9 protein-coding genes are annotated in these 11,369 nt (G+C 59.0%); 4 read left to right on the forward strand and 5 right to left on the reverse strand.

Annotation, left to right across the window (positions count from 1 at the left end):
• From AAC083_RS18255 to AAC083_RS18275, 5 genes are all read right to left on the reverse strand, one after another.
• The coding region (locus tag AAC083_RS18255) for a TRAP transporter permease (RefSeq protein ID WP_146181727.1) at positions 1–1,307 on the reverse strand (1,307 nt) is incomplete at its 3' end.
• A 106-nt stretch (positions 1,308–1,413) separates the two neighbouring features.
• Entirely contained in the window at positions 1,414–2,385 is a 972-nt protein-coding gene (locus AAC083_RS18260) for a TAXI family TRAP transporter solute-binding subunit (protein ID WP_042038032.1), read from the reverse strand.
• A gap of 415 nt (positions 2,386–2,800) precedes the next feature.
• On the reverse strand, positions 2,801–4,957 hold the full coding sequence (locus tag AAC083_RS18265) for a S9 family peptidase (RefSeq protein WP_181364811.1): 2,157 nt from the start codon (positions 4,955–4,957) through the stop codon (positions 2,801–2,803).
• Positions 4,958–5,193: 236 nt separating this feature from the next.
• A complete protein-coding gene (locus AAC083_RS18270; RefSeq protein ID WP_108537352.1) occupies positions 5,194–5,625 on the reverse strand; it encodes a DUF411 domain-containing protein in 432 nt (143 codons plus the stop codon).
• Positions 5,626–5,674: 49 nt separating this feature from the next.
• A complete protein-coding gene (locus AAC083_RS18275; protein ID WP_108537353.1) occupies positions 5,675–5,998 on the reverse strand; it encodes a hypothetical protein in 324 nt (107 codons plus the stop codon).
• 240 nt (positions 5,999–6,238) lie between these two features.
• Here AAC083_RS18275 and kefF point away from each other — a divergent pair, with 240 nt between their 5' ends.
• The 4 genes from kefF (at position 6,239) to AAC083_RS18295 (ending at position 10,425) form a co-directional block, all read left to right on the forward strand.
• Positions 6,239–6,838 carry a glutathione-regulated potassium-efflux system oxidoreductase KefF gene (gene kefF / locus AAC083_RS18280; protein WP_042038039.1) on the forward strand — a complete coding sequence of 200 codons (600 nt, stop codon included), beginning with the start codon at positions 6,239–6,241 and terminating at the stop codon, positions 6,836–6,838.
• A gap of 64 nt (positions 6,839–6,902) precedes the next feature.
• A complete protein-coding gene (locus AAC083_RS18285; protein ID WP_108537355.1) occupies positions 6,903–8,759 on the forward strand; it encodes a monovalent cation:proton antiporter-2 (CPA2) family protein in 1,857 nt (618 codons plus the stop codon).
• Positions 8,756–9,142: a SirB2 family protein gene (locus AAC083_RS18290; RefSeq protein WP_108537356.1), complete on the forward strand. Its 387-nt coding sequence runs from the start codon at positions 8,756–8,758 to the stop codon at positions 9,140–9,142. The genes AAC083_RS18285 and AAC083_RS18290 overlap by 4 nt, the downstream gene beginning before the upstream one ends.
• A gap of 296 nt (positions 9,143–9,438) precedes the next feature.
• The gene (locus AAC083_RS18295; protein WP_042038046.1) at positions 9,439–10,425 is read left to right on the forward strand and encodes a helix-turn-helix transcriptional regulator; all 987 of its coding nucleotides are present in this window, start codon (positions 9,439–9,441) and stop codon (positions 10,423–10,425) included.
• Positions 10,426–11,369 lie beyond the last annotated feature (944 nt).

The raw sequence follows: 11,369 nt of genomic DNA on the forward strand, positions 1-11,369 counted from the left end.
CCGGAGAGCAGCACGGCGCGGGTGTTGGGCAACTCGGTCAGCGGTTTGTCCGGATCCTCTGCCGCCAGCGGTTCGTTGCTGGCGGCGATCTTCAGCAGTCCCAGATAGGCCAGCGCCAGCAGCAGGCTGATCCCCGGCAGGGCGAAGTCACCTAGCACAGGTTTGAGCCAGCCCAGACCATAGTAAACCGCCATCGACAGGCCGCTGATGAGGGTGGCGCCGAAGGCAAAACCGGTCAGACGGCGCAGCCAGGGCTTGGGCTGATGGCCACCGATGGGCTGCATGCCGAGCTTGAGCGCTTCCAGATGGACGATGTAGAGCAGGGCTATGTAGGAGATGGTGGCAGGCAGGAAGGCGTGCTTGATGATCTCGACGTAGGGAATGCCCACGTACTCCACCATCAGGAAGGCGGCCGCACCCATCACAGGGGGCATGATCTGGCCGTTGACCGAGGAGGCCACTTCCACTGCCCCCGCCTTCTCGGCGCTAAAGCCCACCTTCTTCATCATGGGAATGGTGAAGGTGCCCGTGGTCACCACGTTGGCAATCGACGAGCCTGAGATGAGGCCGGTCAGGCCGGAGGCTACCACTGCCGCCTTGGCTGGACCGCCGCGCAGGTGGCCAAGCAGGCTGAAGGCGAGCTGGATGAAGTAGTGACCGGCGCCGGCCCGCTCCAGCAGGGCGCCGAACAGCACGAACAGGAACACGAAGCTGGTGGAAACGCCGAGGGCAATCCCGAACACCCCTTCAGTGGTGATCCACTGATGGTTGGCCAGCGCGGTAAAGCTCACTCCTCGATGCGCCAGCAGGCCCGGCATCCAGGGTCCCGCCAGGCTATACGCGAGAAACAGCAGGGCGATGATCGCCAGCGCCGGCCCCAGAGCACGGCGCGCCGCTTCCAGCAGCAACGGCAAACCGATGCAAGCGGTGATCAGATCTTCGGTGGTCAGGCTGCCCGGCCGCAGGGCCAGCGCCTGGTACATCACAAACAGGTAGCAAGCCGCCCCGGCGGCGATGAGCCCCAAGGCTATGTCGCCGAGCGGCACCCGATCCCGTGGCGATGAACGAAACGCCGGAAACACCAGATAGGCCAGCAGCAGGGCGAAGGTGAGGTGAATGGCGCGGGTTTCGGTGTCATTGAGTACGCCAAAGCCCAACATGAAGGGCAGCGGCGAGGCGATCCAGAGCTGGAACAGAGACCAGGCCAGCGCCAGTGTGGTGATGAGCCCGCCCATGAGGCCGAACGGCAGACGAGCGCCCACATCCTGGGCGATCAGTTCCTCGGTAGAGAGTTGTTTATCTTGCATAGGGTTAACTTGTGCCAACGAGTACAACAAGAGCGACACCCGCCCCCGCAATTGGGCTGCGGCTGACGGGTGTCGAAGAGAGTGACCTGGGCCCTTGGGCCGTCAATCAGAGCCAGCCGCGCTCCTTGTAGTAGCGGGCAGCCCCTTCATGCAGCGGCGCAGAGAGTCCCACCTTGATCATGTCGGCCTCTTGCAGGTCGGCGAAGGCCGGGTGCAGGCGCTTGAAGCGATCCAGGTTGCCGAACACCGACTTGACCAGCTGATAGACCACTTCAGGATCTGTCTTGGCGCTGGTGGAGAGCACCGCCTTGCCGCCGATAGACGGGGTTGGCTGGTCGCTGCCCTTGTAGATGCCGCCGGGGATTTCAGCCTTGCTGTAGTAGCTCTTCTCGGCCAGCAGCTTGTCGATATCCGCGCCGGTCACCGGTACCAGTACCGCATCGGTCGTGGTGGAGGCTTCCTGGATGGCGCCGTTCGGGTGACCGACGAAGTAGCTCATGGCGTCGATGTTGTTGTCGCCGAGGGCGGAGGCCTGCTCAGCCGGTTTCAGTTCGGAGACCAGGCCGAAGTCACCCTTCTTCCAGCCTTTGACCGCCATTATCTCTTCCATGGTGTCACGCTGGCCGGAGCCCGGGTTGCCGATGTTGACGCGCTTGCCCTTCATGTCGTCGAAGCCGGCGATGTTGGCATCACGGCGCGCCAGTATGGTGAACACTTCGCTCTGCAGGGAGAGGACGGCACGCATGTCATCCATGGCCCCTTCAGCCTGGAAGGGGGGCAGGCCTTTCATCGCCTTGTATTGATGGTCGGACTGCATGATACCGAAGTTGAACTCACCACTGCGGATACCGTTGACGTTGGCCACACCGCCACCGCTGGCCGGGGCGTTGCACTTGATCTGGTGATCGGCAACACCGCGATTGAGGAAGCGGCAGATAGACTGGCCAGCGACATAGTAAACACCGGTCTGACCGCCAGTGCCTATGGTCACGAAGCGCTCCTGCGCCTGCAGCGGACCACCAAACGAAACACCGACCAGGGCAGCCGACAGGGCACACGCCAGGGAAAATCCTTTCATGTTGTTCATCCTTTTTGATTGATTCAGCTCGCCCGTTCCACGGGCGAATGCCGGACAAACCACCGTTCTGCACCGGTGGTCATCCATGACCTCGATATGAGGAATCGGGTGAACGGCGAGCGTTCCCCAAAAAGCCACCAGCATCCTGTGGTGAGACAGTCGGCGTCATGCCAACCGAAGATAATTGACCCGGAGGGGATCAATCAAAGCGTCATAGCGGCTTCGATTAAGCACATGGCGCCAACATAAATCAAACAAAAACATAAAATGATGGATATGAATGACGAGAAATTTGAAGCCGATCATTAATTTACTGCTCAGGGATTAATTGGATGTGCTACTGGTTGGCAGGCGGGAGGATAGAGATAAGATTCTTTTGCAGCCCTTTACTGGCAAGGGCTGCAACCTTGGTGACTTATGCTTTTGGCTTGGCCAGATCCAGGATAAACGCAAACTCCAGCGCGATATCCTCATAAGCCTTGAAGCGACCGGACTTGCCGCCGTGACCGGCATCCATGTCGGTATTCAGCAACAACTTGTTATCATCCGTCTTCAGCTCGCGCAGCTTGGCCACCCACTTGGCAGGCTCCCAATACTGTACCTGGGAGTCATGCAGCCCCGTGGTCACCAGCATGTTCGGGTAGGCCTGTGCCTTGACCTGATCGTAGGGGCTATAAGCCTTCATGTAGTCGTAATAACGCTTCTGGTTCGGGTTGCCCCACTCGTCGTACTCCCCGGTGGTGAGGGGAATGGATTCGTCCAGCATGGTAGTGACCACGTCGACAAAAGGCACCTGAGCCACCACGCCATGATAGAGCTGGGGCGCCTGATTGATGACAGCCCCCATCAGCAGGCCGCCGGCGCTGCCGCCCATGGCGTAGACCTGATCCCTGGCGCCATAACCCTGCGCCATCAGCGCCTCGGTCACGTCGATGAAGTCGTTGAAGGTATTCTGCTTTTTCAGCAGCTTGCCGTCTTCATACCAGTGGCGGCCCAGCTCCTCGCCGCCCCGAATGTGGGCGATGGCATAGACGAAGCCCCGGTCCAGCAGGCTCAGGCGAGCCGTGCTGAAATCGGGATCCATGCTGGCGCCGTACGAGCCATAGCCGTAGACCAGTAACGGATTTTTTTGCGACCCGGCACTCTCTTTCTTGAACAGATCCGTGCGATAGACCAGCGACACCGGCACGGTCACCCCATCGCGGGCGGTCACCCAGAGGCGCTCGCTGGCGTACAGCTCCGGCTTGAAGCCCGCCACCGCTTGCTGTTTGAGCAGGGTACGCTTGCCGCTGGCCATATCCAGCTCATAGGTGGACGACGGTGTGGTCATGGAGGAGTAACCGTAGCGCAACTGGCTGGTCTCCGGTTCCGGGTTGTAGGCGAGCCAGGTGACATAGGCGGGATCGTCGAAGGCGATCTCTTTCTGCTCGCCGCTCTGCCAGTTGATCTGGCGCAGCCGGGTCAGCCCCTGATTGCGCTCCTCCAGCACCAGCCACTCCTTGAACAGGGCATAGCTCTCCAGCAACACGTCCGGATTGGGGGCAATCACCGCCTTCCAGCGCTCGACCGGGCTCTCCTTGGTCTCGTACAGGCCAAAGTTCTTGCCGTCCTTGTTGGATCGCACATAAAAGCGACCGCGGTAGTGATCCAGGCTGTATTCGTGATCCACCTGACGGGGCAGGAACAGCCGTGGTGCCTGGGTCGGCACGTTGGCGTCGATGAGGCGCGCCTCGCCCGTGGTGGTGCTGGAGAGGGCGATGACGATGAAATCTTCCGAGGTGGTGGCGTAGAGGCTGACGTAGAAGGTGTCGTCCTTCTCCTCATACACCAGGGTATCTTTCGCCGGATCCGAGCCAAGCTCGTGGCGATAGACCTGATAAGGCAACAGGGTCTTGGGGTGCTTGCGCACGTAGAACACCGTCTTGCTGTCGTTGGCCCACACCAGGTTGCCGGAGGTGTTCTCCAGCTTGTCTGAGGCCCACTTGCCGCTCTCCAGATCGAGGAACTGGATCTGGTACTGACGGCGCGAGAGGAAATCTTCCGCCACCGCCAGCCAGCGGTTGTTGCGACTCACCTCCAGGGTGCCAAGAGAATAGAACTCGTGCCCCTCTGCGCGCAGGTTGCTGTCGAGCATCAGCTCGGGCTCCTGCGACCCTTCCACCTTGCTGCGGGAATAGATACCGTACTCCTTGCCCGGCTCATAGCGGGTCTGGTAACGGTAGCCGTTCTTCACATAGGGGACGGACTCATCTTGCTGGGGAATGCGGGCCACCATCTCCTGGTAGAGCTGGTCTCGCAGCGGCCTGGTTGGCTTGAGCATGGCCTCGGTATAGGCGTTCTCCGCCTCCAGGTAGGCCAGCACCTCGGGTTTCTGGCGCTCGTCATCGCGCAGCCAATAGTAGTTGTCGACCCGGGTATCTCCGTGTTTCTTGATGGTGTGAGGGTGTTTGGTGGCCACGGGAGGCTGGATAAGGGTATCGCTTGTGGGCATGGCGGACTCATCATTGGCATATGAACAGGGAACGGCGGCCAGGCAAGCCAGCAGCAGAAGCCCTCGGGAAAAGGTAAACATGTCGCATCCTTTGCGCTTTAAAAGGGTTAGCAGACCTGAGCCTTGGCTCCTGGGATAGGGGATCAATCTGCCCCTTGTCGCCCCCAGTTGCAAGTTATCACCCCGTAAAACCCGCAAGAACAGGTAAAAGGGCCGCTATCTCGCGACAGCGGCCCTCAAACCTGACCATGAGCGACACAGGTTCGCTCAGGTGTGCCTCACATGATGGAGTCGTGCCTGCTCATGGCCAGTTTGCGTCAGCCGGAGTAGCTCGACCAGACCCTGGTCGCGCCCTCATCACTGATGCTCAGCACCTGGTAGGGCTGACCCGGAATATCCATGCCTGGCGCACTCTGGGGCATGCCCGGAATGGTCAGGCCGCGGATCGTCGGTTTTTCCTTGAGCAGCTTCTGCACATCGGCGGCGGGTACATGCCCCTCCACCACATAGCCATTCACCACACCCGTGTGGCAGGACGCCAGCTGCGGTGTGATGCCGTACTGCTGCTTGATGGGATCGAGCTGCTCGGTTTCGACGACCTTGACCTCAAAGCCGTTCTCTTCCATGTGCTTGATCCAGGTCTTGCAACAGCCGCAATACTGGGACTTGTAGACGGTCATCTGCTCCGCGGCCAGGGCGGAGAAGCTGACAGTACCGGCCAGCAGGGCCAGTAACAGGGACTTGTACATAACTCACCTCAGATAAGAAGACATACCCAAAAAAACAGGGGAACTCGACTCAACCGGGATGACGAGGCGGACGCTCGAGCCGTTCGAACGGCACCTCAGGCGTGAATAGGGAGGGGGAGAGAAACTGTGGCCTATCCGGTTCCAGCACGGCCACCGTCAGGCTGTCGCTGGTGAGCACCGTCATGACCAGCGCCGAGGTGAAGCTGCCGCATGGCATGGCCTTCTCCAGGGTGCGCTCGCTCTGGCTGCAATGGGGCGTCAGAGTACAGAGATCGGTCGCCGCCCGGCTGCCAAACGACATCAGCACCATCAGCAGACTCCACAGAGGGAGCCAGCGGCGGGCGCGAGCAAGTTGGCGACGGGTCAGAACCATGACATGACTCATTGATCGGAGGAACCCCATGGTAACCCCTGGCCCAGGGGGAGGGTCAAGCCCTCCCCTCTATGGTTGGATGTAAGTAGTCTGGCGGGGCGCGATTCACCCACGTATCCCCGCGTCCGGCGTTGCGCAATCTGATCCCGGAACTGGCGGGCTATTGCGCTTCTTGCTAACGTCGCAGCTCAATACATCTTCTTTTCACCGGTATTAGGCCCATCTTCAGGTTATGACCCCATGAAACGCATTCTGGTTATCTTTTCACACCCGGCCCTGCAGAGCTCCAGGGCCAACAAGCAGCTGCTGCAAGCTGTCTCCGACCTGGAGGGGGTCACGGTGCACGACCTCTACCAGCACTACCCGGACATGTTCATCAATGTGAAGCGGGAGCAGGCCCTGCTGTCGGAACACGACATCATCGTCTTTCAGCACCCCTTCTACTGGTACTCCTGCCCCGCCATCATGAAGGAGTGGATGGATCTGGTGCTGGAGTATGGTTACGCCTACGGCCCCGAGTCCCACGCCCTCAAGGGCAAGCAGTGGCTGAGTGCCATCACCACGGGGGGGGCCCCCGACTCCTATTGCAGCGAAGGCTACAACAGCCGTCCGCTGCTCGACTTCCTGCTGCCGTTCCAGCAAACGGCGCAGCTGTGCGGCATGAGCTGGCTGCCACCGTTCGTGCTGCACTCCTTTCACAAGATCAAGGATCCGAAGGCGCTGCGTCGCTGTGGCCAGGATTATCGCCAGCTGCTGTGTGCCCTGCGCGACGAGCAGCTGACCCCGGCCCAGCTCGGCGGCAGCCCCTATCTGCGGGATCTGCTGGAGGTGCTCTCATGAAACACTGCCTGTCATTTGGCCGACCCTATGAGCCGGGCCAGAGATTCGAACGGAGGGCTGGCTGATGGGTCACGGATTAATGTTTGATGCGCTTATCTACCTCTCGGCGGCGGTGATCGCCGTGCCGCTGGCCAAGCACTGGGGGCTGGGGTCCGTACTCGGCTACCTGCTGGCGGGCATCATCATAGGTCCCTTCCTGCTCGGGCTGGTGGGACAGCAGAAGGATGTGATGCACTTCGCCGAGTTCGGCGTGGTGCTGATGCTGTTTCTGGTCGGGCTGGAGCTGCGCCCTGCCCTGCTGTGGCAACTGAAGGGGCCCATCCTCGGCACCGGTGGCCTGCAGGTACTGCTCACCACAGGAGCCCTGACCGGGGTGGCTCATCTCATCGGCCTGCCCTGGCAACAGGGGCTGGCCATAGGTCTCATCCTGGCGCTATCGTCCACTGCCATCGTGCTGCAGAGTCTGCAAGAGCGCAAGCTGATGCAGAGCGAGAGCGGCCGTTCTGCCTTTGCAGTACTGCTGTTCCAGGATATCGCCGTCATTCCCATCTTGGCGATCCTGCCACTGCTCGCCATCGCGCCAGTGGCCAGCAATGGCGGCTCGGAGCTGGCCGGCTGGCAACACGGCCTGCTGGTGGTGGCGGCCATCTCCGGCATAGTGCTGGGTGGCCACTACCTGATGCGGCCGGTGTTTCGGGCCATAGCCCAATCCCACATGCGGGAGATCTTCGTCGCCGCCGCCCTGCTGCTGGTGATTGCCATCGCCGTGTTGATGGAGTCGGTGGGGCTCTCCCCGGCGCTGGGCTCCTTCCTTGCCGGGGTGGTACTGGCCGACAGCGAATATCGCCACGAACTGGAGGCGGACATAGAGCCGTTCAAGGGACTCTTGCTCGGTCTGTTCTTCATGTCGGTAGGGGCCGGTATCAACTTCAGCCTGTTTGCCGAACACCCTTTCCTTATTCCGACGCTGGTGGTGGGGCTGATGGTGCTTAAATGGCTGGTGCTGATGGCGCTTGGCTTCATTATCCGCATCTCGCCGAGCCAGCGCTGGACCTTCGCGCTGGCGCTGGCACAAGGGGGGGAATTTGCCTTCGTGCTCTTCTCGTTTGCCGCCCAGAACAGGGTGCTACCCAGCGAGACCATTTCACTACTGACGTTAGTCGTGGCACTCTCCATGGCGCTGACGCCGCTCTTGCTGATCCTCAACGATCGGGTGATCCAGCCCTGGTTCGATTACCGTACCCACAGCGACGCACCGCAACACGAGCAGCCTGAGCTGGTGGAACACCCCGTCATCATCGCTGGCTTCGGCCGCTTCGGCCAGATAGTGGGGCGTTTGCTGCATGGCCACGGCATCGGCACCACCATCCTCGAGCAGGATGCCAGTCAGATAGAGATGCTGCGCAAGTACGGCTACCAGGTGTTCTATGGCGATGCCAGCCGGCTCGACCTGTTGCATGCCGCCGGCGCCCACAAGGCCAAACTGCTGGTGCTCTCCATCAACGATCCAGCCACCTCGCTCGAAGTAATTGAAATGGTGAAGAAACATTTCCCGCACCTTAAGATACTGGCGCGAGCCCAAGACAGACCTCACGCTCACGAGATCCTGCGCCAGGGCGTGGGCAGCGTGTATCGGGAAACCCTGGGTTCCGCCGTGGATCTGGGGGTGGAAGCCCTGACCCAGCTGGGATTTAGGGCCAACCAGGCCTGGCGGGCGGGACAGACCTTCAAACAGCACGACAACTGGTTGCTGCGGGAGCAGGTCAACTATCTGGACGACGAACACACCTATATCAACAAGAGCCTGCAATACCGGGATATCCTCTCCGATCTGTTGCAAGACGATCAGGAAGGACAGGAGCGTATTCACGCTCACAACTGGAACAGCGGACTGCCCGACAACGACAAGGAAGCAATATGATTGCCTATTACCCCATGCTCAAACATCTACATATGACTCTAGCCATCGTCAGCCTGCTGCTGTTTGTCTATCGCTGGATGCTCTCTCTCAACAGCAGTCCGCGCCTGCAACAGCGCTGGCTGAAGATAGCGCCCCACGTCAACGACACCTTTTTGCTGCTGTGCGGGTTCCTGTTGGCGGTCACGCTGCAGATGAGCCCGGGCCAGCAGCCCTGGCTGATGGCCAAGCTGATCGCACTGGTGGTCTACATAGGTCTCGGCGTCATGGCGCTCAAGCGACCAGCCCGCAACCAGAAGCTGGTGGCCGGTGCCGCCGCGCTGGCCGTCTTCGGCTACATGGTGGGTGCAGCCATCACCAAGTCAGCCTGGTCCTGGCTGGCCTGATCACAGAGCTTCATCTGGTGGAGGGGCCGAGCCCCTCCACATCATCTACTGCCTCTTCCTGCTATTTTTATTTTTTCCTCTCCAAAAAAACCGCAAGACAGCACTTTAATTTGCGATTTTCACATCATTTAAAAGCTTCGATTGACCCCCTCAAAAACATATATTGGTTTTAATATCATATAGTTACAGCATTTTGTATGAAAATGGCGACAGTTGTCGCAGCAAAAGTTGCGACATAGACTGTCGCAAGTCATGGCTAGGATACACTCAACGCTAAACCAGTGAAGGCATGCACCATGAGTAAGAAGCTGTTACGACAACTGACCTTGGCGCGTTGCATCCCGCACCGCCCTTACAAGCTGACCGCCAGCCAACTCCAGGTAAAACTGGAAGAGGAAGGTATACACGTCAGTCTGCGTACCGTGCAACGGGACCTGGAGGAGATGTCCGGCATGGGGTTGTTCGACCTCACTTCGGATGAACGCAGCAAACCCCACGGCTGGTGCTTCGAGCGCCATGGACTCAACGACTTCGCCAACATAATGCCGCTATCTCTGGCGGTGGCCCTGAAAACCTGGAGTGATCAGGCAAGCCAACTGCTGCCAGCAAGTGTGTTGACCGAATTAAACCCGCTGGTCGACAAGGCCAGTCAGGTGATCCGCGACAGCCAGAGTGAACTGGCCGAACGCTGGCTCGAAAGCGTGCATCAGTCACCGCGCCCGTTTGCCGGCAACCCTGAGATCCGTCGCAGCACCCTGATCCGCGATGCCCTCTGGCGTGGTCGCAAATTCAGTGCCGAGATCCAGCGTGTCATCAAGGAACGTACCGTATGGCTCTGCTATGACCGCATCAATCCCCTCGGCATTCTGAATCAGGCCGACGGTCCCATACTGCTCTGTACCTTGTCCGAGCTGGATCCCAAGGTGTACGGCATACCGTTCGATCACATCAAGGGTGTGGAACTGACCAACTTCAGCGCGACCCAGCCGAAGGACTTCAATGTCCAGAAGCTGATCCGCGATCAGGGCTATCAGGACGTCAGTGGCCCAATCCGCTTCGTCGGTCGTATCGATGCCAACTGCCCGACGCTGGTCGATGGACAGATCCCGGGCCACAACCCGCGCATGACCCGCTACGATAAACGCAGCGTGGTAGTGGAGACCGAAGTACAGGACACCCCTGAATTTCGCACCTGGTTGAACAACATGAGCGGCAACCTGGAAGTATTGGCGCCAGAGTCGCTGCGCAAGGCATATCCCACGCCTGGCAGCCGAGTCAGCTAACCCAAAAAAGCCGAGCTCAGCCTCGGCTTTTTGTATGCTTTTCAAGCATGTTTTTTCAACTACTTTTTAACTCTTATCCGCTGAATTGAGCCCCTTTGTACCCTCGTTTTCCCCCAGTTTTTGCGTGTGAGAGATCCGCCATCACTGCTGTAAGAGGCCGCTGTGTTGACCCGTACGCGAAGGCGTCTTTGAATCTACACGCTTTCCAATGAAACAAACTAAGTTGATGATATATATATATTTACATTGTTAATGACTAGGTTTGATCAAGCTGGCTCATACTGATAACCGCCCAAACGCCCTTGTTCCTCTGTGGGGTTCCCTTAATATGGGCGTCACAGGGATGGAGCTGGTTCGGCAGGATGCAGGAACAGCGCATAAACAGGGAATAATCCACAGGACGTGGCCAAGGACACCTCAGGATGAGGCAGAGCGGTACGGATTACTACTCTTCAGGAAGAACAGGACCTCGCCCGATGCGAGTAGGACAGCTTCAGGATGAAGCGGGATAGCTAGGATGGTTATCTGTCAGGACGACGCAAGGAACACCACAGAATGTGGTAACGGACACCTCCAGGATGGAGAGAGTGCAGCAATCAGGATCGATTGCCAGGCCAGGATGGCCACAGGACACCTCAACGGATTGGGAAGGGGATATTCCGAAGGATTAGGATAAAGTCAGGGATTGCAGGGAGCGTTGCAGTTCATGGACTGGACTAGATGACTTGAGGGGACGGCAACTGCCGTCCCCTTTTCTTTTGCCTCTTTACAACTCTTGGCGGTAGAGTTTGAAAAGCAGTTCAATGTTCAACAACAGAGTGTCTAGAAAACCCGGGGCCTAGTTGCCAGTAGCAAGTCGTGACCCTTTCTGATGCCCCTCGCATCCTTATTCCCGTGGCGTTGTTGCCCAAATCGATGCAGCTTGAATGGAACTAACTAAGGAC

Source organism: Aeromonas sp. HMWF014, from assembly GCF_963878295.1.
GTDB lineage: Bacteria > Pseudomonadota > Gammaproteobacteria > Enterobacterales > Aeromonadaceae > Aeromonas > Aeromonas popoffii.